Origin of the sequence: Methanobrevibacter sp., assembly GCF_045539575.1 — an archaeon.
Classification (GTDB): domain Archaea; phylum Methanobacteriota; class Methanobacteria; order Methanobacteriales; family Methanobacteriaceae; genus Methanocatella.
The window spans coordinates 1-17,782 of sequence record NZ_JAZQFM010000049.1 but is presented as its reverse complement, the minus strand read 5'-3'; the positions used below and the strand labels follow the sequence as shown (position 1 = coordinate 17,782).

Below are 17,782 nucleotides of genomic sequence, written 5' to 3'. Positions count from 1 at the left end.
TTAAAAATTGAATCATTTTTAATTTTCAGCTTGCGGTGGCATTTTTGCCACATTAACTATTTATTTAAAAAAAATTAGATTTCCAACTGGTGATAAAAAATGCCAGTAATTAGTTTTGATATAGTAGAATTGACAAAAGAGCAAAAAGAAACTTTAGCAAAAGAATTCAGCGAATCCGCTTCAAGGGTCACAGGCCTTCCGATAGAAATGATTTACGTTCTATTCAATGAAAGGAAAGCAGACAATGTCGGTGTCGGCGGAGTCCTTTTAAGCAACCAGGAATAGATAGATTTTTTTTTAAAATCTATTTCAATTCCAGAATCTCCAGATACATTTCCTTCAATTCCTTTTTTTCATATTCGTTGTAGTGTTCGTTGTCAACGTCAGTGTCGAGTGCGAACAATAACAGTTCATAAAACACTTTATTTAGAGATCTCCCCTTTTCGGTGAGGAAGTACTGTGTGTTTGCAGAATCGTCAGTCTTGTAAATCAGCCCGTTTTCCTGCATTGTCCTGAGGCATCTTGAAAGCGCCTTGTTGTCCAGTGACGGCCGGTTGGTTTTAAACTCATTGAAATGACTTTTTCCTAAAAACAGGTCCCTTAAAACGTGCAGCGTCCACTTGTTGCTCATGAACTTTAGCGTGTCCTCAAGGGGGTTTCTCTCATATTTCTTTTCATAATATGCAAGTTTTTTGGGATTCAGACTCATAGTAATAATTATGTGACTTTCGGATAATTAAGTTTTCATTCAGTGTCACGGATGCCACTTTACACTTAAATACTCGTCTTTTGAAATATCTGATTAGACATTTGGTGATGGCATGAGAGATGATAATGTAGTGATGACTAAGTTTTTGGCGATACTCTTTGCAATATGTTCCGGCCTTGCAATAGGCAACCTCTACTGGGCACAGCCCCTGCTTGTCCGCATCATGGAAGGTTTCGGACTTTCTGCGGCAAACGGAGGACTTCTGGTTACGGCAACCCAGATCGGGTATGCAATGGGAATCTTTTTCATTTTGCCTTTGGGCGATTTTGTCCGCCGCAAACGGATGATAGCTATTGTGATGGGCATTTCCATAATCGCTTTGGCATCATGTGCTCTGGCCCCTTCATTCACCATACTGGCGCTCTCACTTTTCTCCATGGGGGTTGTGACAATTTCCGGCCAGGTGATACTGCCTCTTGCAGGGGATTTGAGCCGTGAGGAAGAGCGTGGACACATTGTCGGAATCGTGTCTTCAGGAATAACAACAGGAATCCTGTTCTCAAGGTTTGCAAGCGGAATCATTGCAGGATTTTGGGGATGGAGATCAGTTTACGTCATTGCGGCCGTTTTAAATCTGATAATGGTTCTGGTCATGATATATGTGCTTCCTGAAATTCCTGCCAAAAACAAACTTGAATCATATAAGGGGTTACTTTTAAGCGTTTTCACAACATTCAAAAGGCACAGGACACTGCCATTGATTCTTCTTCACTCCGGCCTGATATTCGGTCTGGTCTTCAACATCTTCTGGACTGCACTGACATTTTTACTGTCAGGCGCTCCCTACAACTATGACACCTTCCAGATAGGTCTTGTAAGCCTTGCGGGACTTGCGGCTGCAGTCTTCGGCATCGGCATCGGAAAGCTCCAGGACATGGGTCTGAGCGTGCCTGCACTCGGTGCTTTCATTTTGCTGGGCCTTGTCACAATGATTTGCGGGTATCTCTTCAGCTATTCAATAGTTGCAATCGTGATTGTTGCTGCGGTTGTTTCAGTTGCGGTTCAGGGCATAAGCGTGCTTACACAGACAAGGCTCTTTAATCTCTCCCAGGAAGAGAGAAGCAGGCTAAACACGGTATTCGTTGTAAGCAACTTCATGTTCGGTGCTGTCGGAAGCGCCCTTGCATCACTTCTCTGGTCACTTGGCGGATGGGCATATGTCATGACGGCGGCAGGCGCAGCATGTGTTGCGGCACTCGCTGTCTGGACGATTTCAAGAGGGCCGTTTAAAAAGACCGATGATGCCTTGAATAAAAATGCTTAATACCCATCGCTTACAAAATGTAATATATTTGATGTATGCATTCGATGGGGGTTAGCTAAGATGAGGTTATTAGGTAATGAGGAGAAAATCGGAGTGTGGTACAACAGGATTCTGCCGTATCTCATAATATTCGACTTTCTTTTGATAACAATCTCACTCATCCTTGACATTTCGGAAAATACCCTGTACGTCATTGAAATCTTTGACTTTTTCGTCTGCATAATCCTTCTTTTCGAATACTTCTACGGTTTAATTAAAGCTCCGTCAAAGAAGCGATTCATACTCGACAAGGACAACATACTGCTTCTTGTGGCATCACTGCCTCTGGATTTCATAATATATCTGTTCGTGCCGGTCAACTATCCGGGGTCCGTTTTCGGATACCTGAGGCTTTTGAGAATGATAAGGGTTATAAGCTTTGTTCGAATGGGCTCCTTCGGCGAGTTTTTTGAAAAGACTGAATTTCACAAAATCATCATTGCGATAGGAATAATCATACTGACATTCACTGCTTTGTTTTTCATATTCGGAACCAGCTACAATCCGTTTGACTATTTCTATTTCGTTGTTGTAACACTGACCACCGTCGGATACGGGGACATCACCCCTCAGACATACAACGAGAAGATTCTCACAATGATACTGATTCTCATAGGGATAGTGATTTTTTCAACAATCACTGCATCCATCTCATCGTATCTCACAGACCACATGATGGAGGGCGACGGCGACGATATCGAGGAGGTCAGAAAAAGCGTTGATGATAACTCAAAGACTATTTTAAGCGAGCTTGAGGAGGTAAGGCGTGAAAACCGCAACCTTCAAAAGCAGATTGACGAGCTGAAGGAGCTCATTGAAAAGAAATAGCTTTTCATTTTATCTTAATAATGCAAGAATACCACAACTTCTGTAAGTTGTGGATGAATTGTAAGTTGGGTATACTATTTTTTTATTAACTTTTAAATTGTTATTTAAAAAATCTATTTTCACGATCGACATTTTTTAATAGGATTTTATATATAAATTGTATTGATTATGTTAAATTGCCTTCAGTTTGTAAAATTGATAGTCATTTAGTAAAATTGTCATGGTAGGTTTTATAATGTCAAATAAATCAGAAAGTGGATCATTCTATAATTATTTAATTTCTAAAGGATATTATTTTGATAAAGATTTAATAGAGAATTATCTTTTATCTTTAAAAGTTAAACCTTTTGAAATATTAACCGGAAATTCAGGTACTGGAAAAACAAAATTGTCACAACTGTTTGCCCAATTTTATTTGGAAAACATGTGTCACCCCACAATTAAGATAAATTTGACAAACTCTGTTTTAAATGAGAGTCGTTGGGCAACTATTGGCAGGGAGTCTATTAAGGATTTATTTCCATTTGAATATTATGAAGGGAATTATGACTTAACTATTGATAGATTTCCTGCAAAAGGTTCAATTTATTTATTATTTCAATTAAGATATGATGATGATGAATTAAATGAATATTTTAAGGAGTTATTTGAAAAAAATCAGACTGAAGCATATTTTAAGATTAATTCGAATTTTGTTAAAGATTTTAAAAGTAATTTACCAACTCCTATTAATGGTAAAATTTCGATTCAACAAACATCAAATTCATGTTCTTATGATAACAACGGAAAGAAACCTGAATGGAATCTAACAACTGATTTTTATAAATATACTGTATTTCCAAAAAGTTATCGTGAAGGGTCTATAATAGTTAATGGTAAAGAATATTGGGCTAAGATTCGTGTAACTGGGAAACTTTATTATGAAAAAGATGAAGTAATCCAAAATCACCTTAAACAAAAAGCAGGTGAAAAAGTAGATATTGAGATTGATGTAGGAAATTCATTTGAAGATTTGCATGATTTAGTTGAGCAATCTAATGAATTATATAATATTATTCCAATTGGCGCTAACTGGACTGATAACACAAATATTATAGGGTATTACAATGTAATAACAGAAGATTATCAATCAACACCTGCATTTGATTTGATTAAAAAAGCTCAAGAAGATCCAAATAATCCTTATTTCTTAATTTTAGATGAAATGAATCTTTCACATGTTGAAAGGTATTTTGCAGATTTCCTATCTGCAATTGAAAGTGGTGAGGAAATTCCATTGTATGGTGAGGATAAAACCCTAAAACTTCCCGAAAATCTTTTTATAATAGGTACTGTCAATGTTGATGAAACAACTTATATGTTTTCACCAAAAGTTCTAGACAGAGCTAACACTATTGAATTTGATATTTTAGCCGCATGGGATTACATGGTCTCTGACCCAAATGCTACTGATTTTAATGGAAATATTGAATATTTGCAATCTCCACTAATCGATTCAGATATATCTAAATTAAATATTGAAGATTTAAAAGAAATCTTCAGCGAAATTTCCTGTAATGGAGATAGTTTATGGGATACTTTAGCAATGGAGCTTACAGCATTTCAAGAAACTCTTAAAGGGTCCGGATTTGATTTTGGTTTCAGGGTAATCAATGAAATTTTAAGGTTCATGGTCGTTGCATGGAGATATGAAAACTCTCCAAGCGAATGGAATAACTGGGAGAGATATTTTGATGCTCAAATAAAACAGAAAATCCTTCCAAAGCTTCATGGATCTGAAAAAGCTATTGGCAATGTCTTAACCAATTTATTTAATATCTGTCTGGTTGAGAGAAACAATAATGAAAATCCTAAAAACTTTAACATTATCAAAGAGGATTGCAGATATTATACTTCTGCGGTTAAACTTCAAAACATGTCCAAAGTATTATCTGATCAAAGATATGTTTCATTTATTAATTAGAGATTTAAATGATTGAACAAGAAGTTATTATCCAACTAACTGATGAGAATTCAAATGAATTTGGAATTTTAAAGGTCATTGCGATTAATTATTCATCTAATTTTGAATCAAACTGCAATATTTCAAGCTCAGTTACATTATCCAATGTTCCGTTAGTCGATGAACCTGATAACATGACTCCTATTCAATATTGGCAAAATCCAACATCCAACTTCGCTAATCTAATGTTTTTAGAGGAAACAGAGTATCAGATATTATTTGAATCCAGTGATGTTAATGCAACATACGATGTTTTATATTCTCTAACAAAAATGAATGACAATCATTTTAAGGAATTCAGATTTGATTTGGGTGAGAATAAAGTTGCAGGAACACTAAACTTCAGAAGCTATGTTGGAAAATCATTTTTGGATGTCAGAAAAGATGGCATTAATTCAATCAAGATTCCAATTGAAGTTAGGTCTAAAAAGATTGATTATTTCAATCAATACTCCTCAATGATTGCTGATCTATCACAGCAGGCATTAAGTCTAATATTTGAGGTTAATTCTCCTTTGTATCAGGAATTTGAACTGGATTTGCGGTCAAAAGAAACATTATATGAAGACTTTATGTTTTTGGAATATCTCTTCAGGCAGGATAATCTGCCATCAATATTTGAATACTTATCTAAAAACCTGCATTCACAGCTTAAAAATCATGTTGAAACAGTTCCAATTTCCTTTGCTTCAAATGTTAATCAGAATACCTTAAAAAATATTGTCACAAAACCAAATAAGCTATTTAAAACAGGTTCTGATTTAATGATTTCAAAAAAATTAAATGGATACTTACCTTATGAAATTGAGCAAATAAAACATGAGGACATCATTGACATTCCAGAAAACCGGTTTTTCAAATACTTTTTAGAGCTGATTCAAAGTCTTGTTGAAAAATTGCTGGCTAATTCAAAGGAAGGATACATTAACGATAAGCTATTGTATTTCAGGGATGAAATTGAATATTATTTATCAAACAAGTTCTTTAACCACATCTCAACAATGGATTATGTTCCATTCAATTCTCAGATTTTGCAGAAAAAAGAAGGTTACCGGGAAATATTCCATTACTTTTTGATGCTTGAGTTTTCATTCCGCTTAAGTTGGGATGAAGTCAATGATCAATTTAAAGGATTTGAGAAAAAATTATCAGAATTGTATGAGTATTGGTGTTATTTCAAGCTTTTAAAAGTTTTAAATGATTTGAGCATTAATAAAATTAGTTTTGAGGATGTCTTTGAAATTAATGAGGATAATTGGTCAATTAAAATTAAAAAAGGTGTTCAATCTCGTAAAAGATTTATATTGTCAATTAAGGATCAAAAAGTTCAAGCTGACCTATTTTATAATTTAAAATTTTCAGATGATTCTAATTATAAGTCATATTCTCTTGCATTTAAGCCAGATTATACATTGCTTGTTTCGATAAAAGGTGAAACTCACTATATTCATTTTGATGCTAAATATCGCTCAGAACTGGAGATTGGTAATTTTTACTCAAAAATTAAAACAATTAATGACCTTGATGAAGAAATTGATAAAAGAGATTCTCAAGAAGAAAAAGATTATATTTTCAAATATGGAGACATTTACAAAATGCACACTTACAAGGATTCAATTTTAAAAACTGAAGGATCTTATGTTTTATATCCTGGAAGTATTACCAAACGATTTAAAGAATCCGAATTGATTATTCCATCTGTTGGTGCATTTTCGTTAACTCCTGGAAATGATGATGTGGAAGAGGATAATTTGGAAGTTTTCATTAAAGATGTTATCAAAACTCTTTTACTTAGACATGGTTTAATTAATTATGAATTTAGAAGTATTAATTCTTAAGTTGGAGGGGTAATTTGGACCAAAGAAAAATAATAGTAATATTAATAATTGTTTGCATACTCCTTGCAGGAGTTGTATGTTATTTAGCTTTTTTAAGTAATTCAACTGAAAAGGTGGTTAACAATACCACTAATATAACAACAAATTCAACTAATGAAACCGCTAATGCAACGTTGGTGTCTAGTGATTCCTCAAATAATGAGGATTATTCAAGTTATAGTGAACCTTCAAGCAGTAATTCGGAGCCGGAATATGGTAGTGATGAATATGTTCAGAGATGGGACGAATCTAATTTAAATGGCGATAACTGGGCTTATACTCATGACCAACCTGTAAAAACTGATGATGATGGGCATAGCTATAAACGGATGTATGATGAAGATACTGGTGAAAATTACTGGGGTCGGATGGATTAAATATATTTTTACATTTGATTAAGAAACATTAAGTATTTAACAAGTTAGTAAACAAATATAATATTATGAATAAAAGTAAATTAATTTTGTCATGTTTATTTGTTTTGTTTGTAGCATGCTTGTCTTTAGGATCAGTATTTGCTACGGATAACTCAAATTCTACTGATACTTTAAAAGTTATCGATGATGAGCAAGATGCGCTGAGTATTCCTGAAAATGATGTTGCTTTAAGTCAATCTGGTGATGCTGATAACTTGACTGTTAGTGAAAGTGATGCTAATGAAACATTATCATTAAGTTCTGATTCTTCTAAGGAGGTTTTGGCCTCTTCTGTAAGTGTCTCTAGTGGTCATACTTTTAAAAAATGCGGATATACATTTAAGGTTTCAGATAGTCAATATAAAAAAATTAAAAATGCTATAAGTGCAGGTAAGAAACAAAAATTCCTTGATTGGGGTTTTGAATTTAAAGTAAAGACTAATAAAGTTATTAAGGTAAAAGTTTTGGTTAAAACTAAAACATATCATAAGAAAGTTCGCTATGAAGGTTTAACATATTATCCGTATAAAGCAGTTAAGCTTGCCAATTTGAAATATTATTATAAACATGGTTGGAAAAAATATGATACTGGGTTTCAATCTTCTAATGGGAAATCTAAAAAATATCTGGGATATAATTATGTGAAACTAAAAAAGACTGTAAAAACATACAAAACAGTTAAAATGAGAGTTTATGCAACTATTTATTATGAGGGAGAATATGATTATGTTGCTGGGCCACATGTTTATTATCCTGTTGTAAATTTTGATGCAATGAAAAAAGGATATTCTAGTAGATATCTTAATTGTGCTTTATTAAAGTAATCAATTTGATTACTTATTTTTTTCTTTTTACATAATTTTTATTACTTATCTAATTTTTATTAAACTATATAACGTAAGCTGCTAAATATTAAACCAGAGGAAAAACTTATGAAAACTTTAAATGTTGTAGCAGCTATTATTAAAAAGGATAACAAGATTCTCGCCACAAAGAGAGGTTACGGCGAGTTCATTAACATGTGGGAGTTTCCTGGCGGAAAAATAGAGCCAAACGAATCAAAAGAGGAAGCTCTTATAAGGGAAATCAAAGAGGAGCTTGACTGCACAATCAAACCCATAAAATTCGCTCTGGACCTAGAATACCAGTATCCTACTTTTTATCTCAAGATGAGCTGCTTTGAGGCCGTTATCACAGAAGGCACTCCAAAACTTCTCGAACACAATGATGCCAAATGGCTTACAAAAGACCAATTAGACGAAGTCAACTGGATTCCAGCAGACATCGAAGCCGTCAACTACCTAAAAGAAACCATGGATGATTAAAATGAACCAGGATGAAATCTTAAACGGGGCTAAAACTGCTTTTATCAACCAATTCAACGCTTCAAATTCAGATTTCACACCAAAACTTGTCTACAACAGCGCAGACAGCAAGGTCATTAACTCAATAATTGACGAGCTTAAAAACTGTGACGAGTTCATCATGTCATCGGCTTTCATCACCATGGGCGGTCTGATGCATCTTCTAGAGGAGTTTAAAAGACTGGAAGCCAACAATATTAACGGAAAAATTCTCACAACTGACTATCTGTATTTTACAGAGCCTAAGGCCTTAAGAAAGCTTCAAAGCTTTAAAAACATTGAGGTCAGGATGTACTCTCAGGAAAATGAGGGTTTCCACACCAAAGGTTATATCTTTAAGGAAAACGACACATCAAAGGCAATCATCGGAAGCTCCAACCTGACAATGAATGCTCTTACGGTCAACAAGGAATGGAACGTAGAGTTCACCTCTTTGGATGAGGGTGAAATGCTAACATCAATCAAGAATGAATTCAACGGGCTCTGGAATCAGGCAGACGAACTGGAAGATGTCCTTCCTGCATATGAGAAAATCTACAACGACAACAAGAGCTTCACCCACATAAGGCAAATCACCGAAGAGCTGAAAGAAAAGCATATAAAAGACCTGACTCCAAACATCATGCAGGAGGAATTTCTGGAAAACCTGAGAACACTTATAAAACATGATGAAAACAGGGCAATTCTGGTATCTGCCACAGGTACAGGTAAGACATACGCTTCAGCTTTTGCGGTAAAGGATTTCAAGCCTAAACGATTTTTATTCTTAGTTCACAGGGAACAGATTGCAAAGCAGTCAATCGAGGCATATAAAAACGTCTTCAAGGACCATGAAAACTTCGGTCTCGTTTCAGGTAACTCCAAGGACTTTGACAAGAACTATATTTTCGCAACAATCCAGACAATGTCAAAGGATGATGTATACAAAAGCTTCGATGAAGGCCATTTCGACTATATCGTCATTGACGAGGTTCACAAGGCCGGTGCATTGAGCTATCAAAAGATTTTCCAGTACTTCAAGCCAAAGTTCTGGCTTGGAATGACAGCTTCGCCTGAGCGTACTGACGGCTTTAACATATATGATCTTTTTGACAATAACATTGCCCATGAAATCAGGCTCCAGGAAGCACTGGAAGAGGATCTTTTATGTCCGTTCCATTATTTCGGAATAGCTGACGTTGAGTTTGAAAATGGTGAAATCGATGATGATTTTACAGATTTCAACTTATTGGCATCTGATAAACGTGTGGATTATCTAATAGAAAAGTCAGAGTTTTACGGCTATTCAGGAAGCAGAAGAAAGGCGCTTGTGTTCTGCTCAAGAAAAAGGGAAGCCGTGCTTTTAAGTGAAAAGTTCAATGAAAAGGGCTACAAGTCAGTTGTCCTGACCGGTGACGATTCACAGGAAAAGAGACTTGATGCAATCGACAGGCTGACAAATGACGAAAATCCGGACAAGATTGAATTCATTTTCACAGTCGACATCTTCAATGAGGGGGTTGACATTCCCGAAATCAACCAGGTTCTATTGGTCAGACCGACAGAATCCCCAATCATTTTCATCCAGCAGTTGGGAAGGGGTTTGAGGAAATACAAAAACAAGGAGTACGTTGTAATTCTCGATTTCATCGGAAACTACAAGAACAACTTCATGATTCCTATTGCGCTTTCAGGCGACAGGTCATATGACAAGGACAAAATCAGGAAATATCTCATAGAGGGAAACAAGATCATCCCTGGTGCATCTTCAATAAACTTCGATGAGATTTCAAGAAATCGTATATATGACTCAATCAATAACGCCAGATTTAACAAGAAAGCTCTGTTTAAGGAAAAGTACATGAATTTAAAATACAAGTTGGGAAGGATTCCTTCATTATATGACTTCGCAATCAATGCAGAGTTCAATCCTGAACTGATATTAAATCACAAGGATTTCCCTACCTATCACAATTTCCTTGATGAAATCGATGACGACTATAAATCCCACATTGACAATCTCGATCATCTCAAGTTCATATCCAAGAAACTTTTAAAGGGAATCAGGCCTCATGAGCTGATTATTTTAGAATGTCTTAAATACAACAAGTATTTTACAGTTGAGCAAATCGTGAAATGCCTGAAGGACAATTTCAATCTGGAAAATCAGTTCGATTCCATCAGGGGTGCCATCAACTTTTTAAGCCTCAACTTTTATCTTAAGGAAAATGGTGAGGGCTATCAGGCAAATACCATTGAAAAGCTTGTTGCGAATCCCAAAAACCTGTTTTTCAAATTCAACGGCGATGCTTTCAGGGATTTGAAAAACAACAGGGATTACAGGTTTGAAATCTCCGATTCATTCAGACAGGCCATATCAAGCCAGGTATTTGTAAATCACCTGAATGACGCTTTAAAATACGGATTTTTCAAGTATGTTAATGTCTATTCTTCTGATGATGACTTCAAGCTTTATGAAAAATACTCCCGTGAGGACGTCCTGAGGATAATGAACTGGGAGCGCTTCATGAACGGTCAAAACATCGGAGGATACAAGATAAAATACAATACCTGTCCGATTTTTGTAACCTACAACAAGGCGGAGGACATCTCAGAGACAATCAACTACGAAGATCACTTCATCTCAAAAACGGAATTCAACTGGATGAGTAGAAACAACAGAAAAGTCTCATCACCTGAACTTGAACCTTTGGTTAATTACAACGGCGTTGACACTCAACTGTTTATCCAGAAAAGCAATGATGAAGGTATTGAATTTTATTATATCGGTAAACTGACTCCTTTAAGCTACAGGCAGGTTTACAGGACAATCAATGACAAGGAGCAGCCGATTGTTAATTTCCGCTTTAAAATAGAAAAAGAAGTTAAGGAAGAAATATATTCTTATTTTGTAAATGATTAGAAAATGGGTTTTTCAACCCATTAGATTATTCTAAATCAACCACAGTTTCTACGCTTCCATCCGAGGATGAGGATCCGGATGAACTGGAATCTTCATAACTGTAGTCATCATAATCATCATAATAATATGAATCATCATATCCGTCTGAATAACCTGTATAATACCCTTCCTGAGCAGCCAGCATCAGGTCCTCTTCGGAATACTTGTTTTTGTTGTTGTCATTGGTCTTGTTGACAGGAGTCGGATTTGAGGTTTGGGTCTGCTCAACTGTCGCATTCAAGACGCCTTCACCTGGAGGTCCAAGAATAAGGCTGTCAAGCATATGTTTTAGGATATCAAGCTTTTCACTGCCGATGACGATGTTGTCGTGGGTTTCATTGCTGCTGATGTAGGCAATGTAGTAGTGTGTTCCGTTGACGCTATTCTCTTTGATTTGATAATTTTTGTAGACTTCAACGTCTTTTGCTCCATTAAAAAGTGCATCACGAACTCCGGCGAACGCCACTGCACCTGCAAGGTTCAAATCTTCCTGACTGTTGAATGTCATCATTATGGTATGTTTGGACTGGCAGGTATATGTCCTGATTCCGCTCGCATCACTTGTCCATGAAGCGTCGTTTGCCTTCGGAACGTCTATTGTGGTCCCGTTGCTTATGTTGATTTTCTCATATTCCACATGCGGGTTCATCAGCGCATAGCCGACACAGACGGCAAGCACTGCAACCACTGCAATCAATGCTATAATAATAATCTTATTTTTTTCCATCTTACTCACTATATTCTCACTTGTTGTGAATATATCTGTAAGTGGAATTATATAGTATTTTTTACATTTGAAAATAAGTCTGTTTTTAAGAAAAATAGCTGTCGGTGAGGTTTGCCAATTTAATAATATTTAAAAAATAAGAGTTTAAATATACGGAGGATACTGTGTGTTTGTACCGTATAGAGGAACTATGTGAACTTTTTCTTTCTTGCCGGTTTTTTTGTTGGTTTTTTCGAGTGTGTATGGTTCTGCATGTCTGTCCATCACATTCATAATCTCCCTGACGGTTTTTCTGATATTCATTTTTTCACCTTCGATTCGTTTGTTTTTACAGTATTGAAAACATGCGTTGGGTGGGAGTTTCTACTCCCGCATGTCTAAAAAGGGTTTAGGGTTAATGATGACTTCGGGTTTCGTTTTCTCAAAGTCATATTAATGTATAAACTGCTCAATATATAAAGTTTTTCGACTGCAAGTGCTTGCTTGCATTGTTATTTTAAAAATAAAGCATTAATTATGATTATTTTTATTTTTTAAAAAATTTAAAATCTTTTCAAGACTTTTAAGCATGAATCATGAGGGTTTTGATAAGCTGAATTTGGATCTCTCGGGCTGTATTTCCCAAAACCGAATTTCCATATTTTTAAATAGGCGGAAAACATATAATTATCCACAGGTGATTTGATGGCAGATGCAGACAATATAAATTCAAGAATCGAACAGGCTGAAAAGTTGAAGGAATCCCTCGTGGCAAAATTCGAAAAGGTTAAGGGCTCTCCAAGAGAGGAGGAATTTGCACTCCAAATCGAAAAGGTCGATGCGCTCATAGCACATCTAAGACAAGAACTTGAAGAATAATTCATATATGGGCAATTTTTCACGGTTACTCGAAATGATTTTTTTGACAGAAAATCGATGAGAGTGCCATAATCTATTTTTTTCAACTCAGTTATGGCTGTAAAAATCAGCATTTATTTTTTATTATTTCATTTCAGGTGGTGGCCCGACAGGGTAATGTGAACTTTACATGAACCTGTTTCACATTTGTATCGGGTAATTAGAGTGGAAACTCTCACCTATAATTTAATTGAAGAGGGCTCCTTTTAAATCATACTTTTGCATGTAATGTTATTATTAATCGCACAGCCGTGACATTAACGTGATGTAGGGTGATTTTTACACTTTCATTAACGCAGGGATATATATCATTCATTTTAAAAATTGAAGTTTCAATTTTCAAAACGTCAATGTTAATGTCGCCAGGCCATTGCACCGGTCGAAAGGGCAACGTTTAATGAGTTTCTCGAAAAATTTTTCATTATTGAAAATGGAATTTTAGTCGTTAATATAAGTTTAAAATATTTTCCATTGGGTTTTGTGAAATCTTGAGTGTGTTGTCATTGCCGTCACCATGAATGGCATCGTGAGTGATATTTCAATTTTTGATGTGATTTTTTCAAAAATTTCCCGCAGCTGTTTTGTCATGAAATTTCACAGGGATCCCGCCTGCCGTCACAATGTAAAAATTATGTCTGAAATGTCGGACATTTCTTACTCCAGTAACTGAATTTTATTCGAAAAATGGCCAATTTCAGTGAAAAATCACAATTTAATATAAATCTTCCTTTTAAATTTCAGCTCATAAATAAATACTTTTTTAAAAATATTCACTTCGAACGCCAATATTTTCAAATAACAGCAATTATTCAAATCAAAATCTCCTGTCCAAGGAAATCCCGCCTGTTACTGTATGGGGACATCCTGCCAGTAAGTCGGAATTTTTCACATGTTTCACATTTCACCTCATTAACAGTTAGATTTTACAAATTCAAGAGTATTCTACTTTAAATTTGATTTTTAAGATTGATTTAGGTTGTATGGTCAATTCAGGCAGTTACACTTGAAATACACCTCTCACTATGCGGTTTAAGGCATTTTCAAATCCGATATTTTTTCAATGTTAATATACTACTTTCGACAAATATATGTTATATATAAAGTGGTGTTAAGATGAAAAGGATAATGTTAATTTTTATATTTATATTGGCAATATGCCTTATCGCTCCGATATCAGCATCTGACAACGCTACGGCTGCAGATGACATCAAGGTATCCTTCAACGATACGGTATATAAGGATGATTTGGGATCCGTTTATGTTTCAATCCCTGAAAACGTCTCAGGAAACCTTAAAGCAACAATAAACGATGTTGAATTTTACAACGAAAACGTCTCATCATCAGTAAGCATTCCGATAACAATTCCTCAAAAGGCTATTCCGACAATCGTTCCAAACAGGATTACAGACCACACTACATACTACATCAACATCCTATTCAACAATACAATAGTAAACTCAAATCACACCCTGAACGTTATGAAATCCGCTCCGGACTATGTCATTCAGTCATTTCCGGCAGAGATTCTAAAGGATGACCCTGAAGGATATGTCACACTCTACATGCCCGAGTCAGCGGATGGTGAGTTAAAGGTATACATTGACGGCGAGTTTGCATTCAACATGACCTCCCATCAATTCAATTTCGTAAATGCGACACACTTCAACACACTTGCGCTCGGCGCTCACAATGTCACCATAATCTATTCGGGAGACTCCTACTACAGGAAGTTCACAAAGTCATTCAACTTCACTGTCGTTGACATGAAGATTGACATCCCGGTCAACATGCTTCTTGACCACGATGACTGCATATATGCAAAAACCATTGAGCACCGTGACGGAACAGTAACAGTCTATGTTGACGGAAAAGCTGTTTACAGTGAAAAACTCGACAAGTACGGTGAATTTTTACATTCAATGTTTGAAAACATAACCTGCGGCGAGCACAAAATAGATGTCACATACGCTGCAGGAGACTTCACAAGAAACAAAAGCGCAATTGTGAACGTGACATATGACGTTGACATATGGGAGTTTTACTCATTCATATACGGCGAGGACAACAGCATTATAATTACAGTTCCGGCAGACTATAAGAAGAACCTAGTTGACCTTAGAATTGACGGGGTTAAAATAACCTATTTTACAATTGATGATTCCGGTTGGATTGAGATTGACGCATCAGGACTTGATGAGGGAAACCACACCCTTGAGTTTGGCTACTCTGGTGACGACAAGTACTATCCATACACCGAATCCAGAAACTTCACCGTGAAATATTCAATCATGTATCCTGTGATTTTCGATGAGGGAAGCACTGTTTATCTGACCCTTCCGCCATCAGCAAAAGGAAACCTTGAAGTGTATATCAACGGCAAGCTATACAAGTCCGCTAAGCTCTCCGGTGGTGCTGCATCAGTAGACATCAACACATTATCTCCCGGCAGATACAACATGTCTGCAAGATACACAGGTTCAGACTATAATGTCAGTGATGTTGAGGATACATTGAGGGTATATCCGACCATCATAACCCCGGGCGAGATGTACTGCGGTGATGACAAGTCAATAGTTGTCAGGATGGTAAGCACAGCAAAAGGCAAGGTCATATTCGACGTAAACGGAAAGAACTATACAGTTGACGTTAAAAACGGTAAGGCTGCACTTTCCCTTAAAAACTTCAAGAAAGGCTTGTATGATGACGTTCAGGCAACATATGTAGGTGCTGACGGACAGAAAGTTACCGTATACAGCGGCGTTGACATTCTGGCATCTAAAATCGCACTTAAAAACATGAAAGTTACAACCTCAGGCGTCAAGGTTAAAGTCGCCATCAACGGCAAGGTTGCCAAAAACACATATGTCACCTTCAAGATCGACAAGAAGACCAAAAAGGTAAAGACTGACAAGAACGGATATGCAACAATCAAGCTGAACCCTGGAAAACACACAATAACTGCAACCTTCAAGACTGCAAAATCAACAAAGACCTTCAAGGTTCCTTCACTTGCCCTAAGTTCAGTTAAAGTCAAAAAGTCAGCCAAAAAGGTAGTGCTCACTGCCAAACTTGCCAAAAAACTTAAAAACAAGGTCATTAAATTCAAGTTCAACGGCAAAACACTGAAGGTCAAGACAAACTCAAAAGGTATTGCAAAGGCAACCTTCAAGACTTCCTCACTCAAGGTCGGAAAAAAGGTGACCTACTCTGCAACCTACAGCAAGGACACAGTCAAAAAATCAGTTACTGTTAAAAGATAGGGAAATTCAATTTTCCTATTTTACTATTTTTTCAAGGCAATTTTACGAAGTTAAAGCAATTTTAAGCTATATGAATCGCTAATTTTATATAAAAGTAATTTCATATTCTATATTAGATGTTCTAATTAACTATGAATTTTAATTTTCTTAATAGGCTATTAAAATTGGTTTATTTTGATTTAATTGTTGTTAATTGGGACTATTTTTTAAAAAACCACAATGGAGATATGTTATGAATTTTAATAAGAAAAAATTCAAAAATGTATTGCATTATATAATATCCGAATGTGGATTGAAAAGTAATGTGGGAAAAACAGTAATCTTCAAATTATTGTATTTTTCAGACTTTAACTTTTTTGAATTGTATGAGAAATCATTAACAAATGAATCCTATAGAAAATTACCGCGTGGTCCAGCACCAATTCATTTTGATATTGCAATAACTGAATTAGAAAATGAAGAAAAAATTGAAGTAAAAACTAAAAAATTACCATTAGGAAGAGTAATGTACAATTACATTTCTTTAAAAGAACCATCATCCGATTTGACCTTGGAAGAAGTTTCAGTAATTGATGAAGTTATTTCAGAGTTAAGTGGTATGAACGCTTCACAAATAAGTGAATACTCTCATGGGGACATGCCTTGGAGGGCAACTGAAGATGGTGAAATAATCGATTATGGATTTGTATTTTACCGAGATCCTCAATATGTGAAAAGAGTATACGATGAGTCAAATTGAAGTTGGTTATGATAAGAAATTTCTTAAGGAAAAAAGAAAATTCAAATCAAAGTGCCCTTCAATTGATAAAGATTTCAAAAGATTTGAAATTGCACTAAAAATTAGAATTCAAGATAATGAATTTACTGTTCCTGTTGACAATAAACAGATTTTTCAAATTTCTGGATTGGATAAATCGGTATTTTTACCTGCATTTGTTGTTAAATCATTTTACTGCGAAAAAATGAATAAAGGGTCAAATTCGGGATTTAGAATTACATTTATTTGGAATCCTAAAGAAAAATCCATATATTTTGTTGAATTCTATTTTAAACAAAAGAAGGATGTTGAAGATAAAGAGAGAATCAATAATCTATTTAAATGAATTTTTTTCTTAAGACTAAATTGATATTTTCAGAAGTTTTTAAACTTCTGTTCTTTTTTTTTAATTTGGCTTTGCAAAAATCAAATAGGATTTCTACAAAGCCGAATTTTTAATAAATAATGCTGAATCGTTGGTATTTTTAAAAATAAGATTGTTTATGGTGACATTTGAATCTTCAATATCAAAAATTATGGCACTTTTGTTAGCGTCAATTGTCTTGCTGTTACCGTTAATCACCAAGGTCTGGTTTTTAATCTTTATCTTAATAATGCAAGAATACCACAACTTCTGTAA

16 protein-coding genes and 1 pseudogene are annotated in these 17,782 nt (G+C 35.4%); 13 read left to right on the top strand and 4 right to left on the bottom strand.

What is annotated here, in order from left to right; translation table 11 throughout:
* Positions 1–99 precede the first annotated feature (99 nt).
* Positions 100–285, top strand: a complete 186-nt coding sequence (gene dmpI / locus ACKI30_RS06070; RefSeq protein WP_407410781.1) for a 4-oxalocrotonate tautomerase DmpI — start codon at positions 100–102, stop codon at positions 283–285.
* Between the two features lie 19 nt (positions 286–304).
* On the opposite strand, the gene ACKI30_RS06065 is transcribed toward dmpI, so the two are convergent.
* On the bottom strand, positions 305–709 hold the full coding sequence (locus ACKI30_RS06065) for a helix-turn-helix domain-containing protein (protein WP_295161859.1): 405 nt from the start codon (positions 707–709) through the stop codon (positions 305–307).
* 112 nt (positions 710–821) lie between these two features.
* Here ACKI30_RS06065 and ACKI30_RS06060 point away from each other — a divergent pair, with 112 nt between their 5' ends.
* The 8 genes from ACKI30_RS06060 to ACKI30_RS06025 all read left to right on the top strand — a co-directional run bounded on the left by ACKI30_RS06060 (position 822) and on the right by ACKI30_RS06025 (position 11,461).
* Positions 822–2,033: an MFS transporter gene (locus ACKI30_RS06060; protein WP_407410778.1), complete on the top strand. Its 1,212-nt coding sequence runs from the start codon at positions 822–824 to the stop codon at positions 2,031–2,033.
* Positions 2,034–2,093: 60 nt separating this feature from the next.
* The gene (locus ACKI30_RS06055; RefSeq protein WP_407410776.1) at positions 2,094–2,900 is read left to right on the top strand and encodes an ion channel; all 807 of its coding nucleotides are present in this window, start codon (positions 2,094–2,096) and stop codon (positions 2,898–2,900) included.
* A 235-nt stretch (positions 2,901–3,135) separates the two neighbouring features.
* On the top strand, positions 3,136–4,863 hold the full coding sequence (locus ACKI30_RS06050; RefSeq protein WP_407410774.1) for a hypothetical protein: 1,728 nt from the start codon (positions 3,136–3,138) through the stop codon (positions 4,861–4,863).
* Positions 4,864–4,871: 8 nt separating this feature from the next.
* Positions 4,872–6,740 carry a DUF2357 domain-containing protein gene (locus ACKI30_RS06045; RefSeq protein WP_407410772.1) on the top strand — a complete coding sequence of 623 codons (1,869 nt, stop codon included), beginning with the start codon at positions 4,872–4,874 and terminating at the stop codon, positions 6,738–6,740.
* A gap of 14 nt (positions 6,741–6,754) precedes the next feature.
* Entirely contained in the window at positions 6,755–7,156 is a 402-nt protein-coding gene (locus ACKI30_RS06040) for a hypothetical protein (RefSeq protein WP_407410770.1), read from the top strand.
* A gap of 65 nt (positions 7,157–7,221) precedes the next feature.
* A complete protein-coding gene (locus ACKI30_RS06035) occupies positions 7,222–8,019 on the top strand; it encodes a hypothetical protein (RefSeq protein ID WP_407410768.1) in 798 nt (265 codons plus the stop codon).
* Between the two features lie 108 nt (positions 8,020–8,127).
* Complete coding sequence (locus tag ACKI30_RS06030) at positions 8,128–8,520, top strand: (deoxy)nucleoside triphosphate pyrophosphohydrolase (RefSeq protein WP_407410766.1); 393 nt, start codon at positions 8,128–8,130, stop codon at positions 8,518–8,520.
* Position 8,521: 1 nt separating this feature from the next.
* A complete protein-coding gene (locus tag ACKI30_RS06025; protein ID WP_407410764.1) occupies positions 8,522–11,461 on the top strand; it encodes a DEAD/DEAH box helicase in 2,940 nt (979 codons plus the stop codon).
* Between the two features lie 25 nt (positions 11,462–11,486).
* On the opposite strand, the gene ACKI30_RS06020 is transcribed toward ACKI30_RS06025, so the two are convergent.
* A complete protein-coding gene (locus tag ACKI30_RS06020) occupies positions 11,487–12,227 on the bottom strand; it encodes a hypothetical protein (protein WP_407410762.1) in 741 nt (246 codons plus the stop codon).
* Positions 12,228–12,371: 144 nt separating this feature from the next.
* Complete coding sequence (locus ACKI30_RS06015; RefSeq protein ID WP_407410760.1) at positions 12,372–12,530, bottom strand: hypothetical protein; 159 nt, start codon at positions 12,528–12,530, stop codon at positions 12,372–12,374.
* 381 nt (positions 12,531–12,911) lie between these two features.
* On the opposite strand from ACKI30_RS06015, the gene ACKI30_RS06010 reads away from it, so the two are divergent.
* The 4 genes from ACKI30_RS06010 to ACKI30_RS05995 all read left to right on the top strand — a co-directional run bounded on the left by ACKI30_RS06010 (position 12,912) and on the right by ACKI30_RS05995 (position 17,488).
* Positions 12,912–13,085: a hypothetical protein gene (locus ACKI30_RS06010; RefSeq protein ID WP_330009988.1), complete on the top strand. Its 174-nt coding sequence runs from the start codon at positions 12,912–12,914 to the stop codon at positions 13,083–13,085.
* 1,152 nt (positions 13,086–14,237) lie between these two features.
* Positions 14,238–16,385, top strand: a complete 2,148-nt coding sequence (locus ACKI30_RS06005) for a hypothetical protein (RefSeq protein ID WP_407410758.1) — start codon at positions 14,238–14,240, stop codon at positions 16,383–16,385.
* A gap of 232 nt (positions 16,386–16,617) precedes the next feature.
* Complete coding sequence (locus tag ACKI30_RS06000) at positions 16,618–17,124, top strand: Panacea domain-containing protein (protein WP_407410756.1); 507 nt, start codon at positions 16,618–16,620, stop codon at positions 17,122–17,124.
* Positions 17,111–17,488: a hypothetical protein gene (locus tag ACKI30_RS05995; protein ID WP_407410754.1), complete on the top strand. Its 378-nt coding sequence runs from the start codon at positions 17,111–17,113 to the stop codon at positions 17,486–17,488. Before ACKI30_RS06000 ends, ACKI30_RS05995 begins: the two co-directional genes overlap by 14 nt.
* Before the next feature lie 93 nt (positions 17,489–17,581).
* On the opposite strand, the pseudogene ACKI30_RS05990 reads toward ACKI30_RS05995, so the two are convergent.
* A pseudogene (locus tag ACKI30_RS05990) lies at positions 17,582–17,782 on the bottom strand (hypothetical protein); the annotation flags it as partial.

What these genes read in the sequence shown, in the direction of transcription:
- dmpI (WP_407410781.1), top strand. Translation starts at nt 100, where the DNA reads ATGCCAGTAATTAGTTTTGATATAGTAGAATTGACAAAAGAGCAAAAA.
- ACKI30_RS06065 (WP_295161859.1), bottom strand. Translation starts at nt 709, where the DNA reads ATGAGTCTGAATCCCAAAAAACTTGCATATTATGAAAAGAAATATGAG.
- ACKI30_RS06060 (WP_407410778.1), top strand. Translation starts at nt 822, where the DNA reads ATGAGAGATGATAATGTAGTGATGACTAAGTTTTTGGCGATACTCTTT.
- ACKI30_RS06055 (WP_407410776.1), top strand. Translation starts at nt 2,094, where the DNA reads ATGAGGTTATTAGGTAATGAGGAGAAAATCGGAGTGTGGTACAACAGG.
- ACKI30_RS06050 (WP_407410774.1), top strand. Translation starts at nt 3,136, where the DNA reads ATGTCAAATAAATCAGAAAGTGGATCATTCTATAATTATTTAATTTCT.
- ACKI30_RS06045 (WP_407410772.1), top strand. Translation starts at nt 4,872, where the DNA reads ATGATTGAACAAGAAGTTATTATCCAACTAACTGATGAGAATTCAAAT.
- ACKI30_RS06035 (WP_407410768.1), top strand. Translation starts at nt 7,222, where the DNA reads ATGAATAAAAGTAAATTAATTTTGTCATGTTTATTTGTTTTGTTTGTA.
- ACKI30_RS06030 (WP_407410766.1), top strand. Translation starts at nt 8,128, where the DNA reads ATGAAAACTTTAAATGTTGTAGCAGCTATTATTAAAAAGGATAACAAG.
- ACKI30_RS06025 (WP_407410764.1), top strand. Translation starts at nt 8,522, where the DNA reads ATGAACCAGGATGAAATCTTAAACGGGGCTAAAACTGCTTTTATCAAC.
- ACKI30_RS06020 (WP_407410762.1), bottom strand. Translation starts at nt 12,227, where the DNA reads ATGGAAAAAAATAAGATTATTATTATAGCATTGATTGCAGTGGTTGCA.
- ACKI30_RS06015 (WP_407410760.1), bottom strand. Translation starts at nt 12,530, where the DNA reads ATGAATATCAGAAAAACCGTCAGGGAGATTATGAATGTGATGGACAGA.
- ACKI30_RS06010 (WP_330009988.1), top strand. Translation starts at nt 12,912, where the DNA reads ATGGCAGATGCAGACAATATAAATTCAAGAATCGAACAGGCTGAAAAG.
- ACKI30_RS06005 (WP_407410758.1), top strand. Translation starts at nt 14,238, where the DNA reads ATGAAAAGGATAATGTTAATTTTTATATTTATATTGGCAATATGCCTT.
- ACKI30_RS06000 (WP_407410756.1), top strand. Translation starts at nt 16,618, where the DNA reads ATGAATTTTAATAAGAAAAAATTCAAAAATGTATTGCATTATATAATA.
- ACKI30_RS05995 (WP_407410754.1), top strand. Translation starts at nt 17,111, where the DNA reads ATGAGTCAAATTGAAGTTGGTTATGATAAGAAATTTCTTAAGGAAAAA.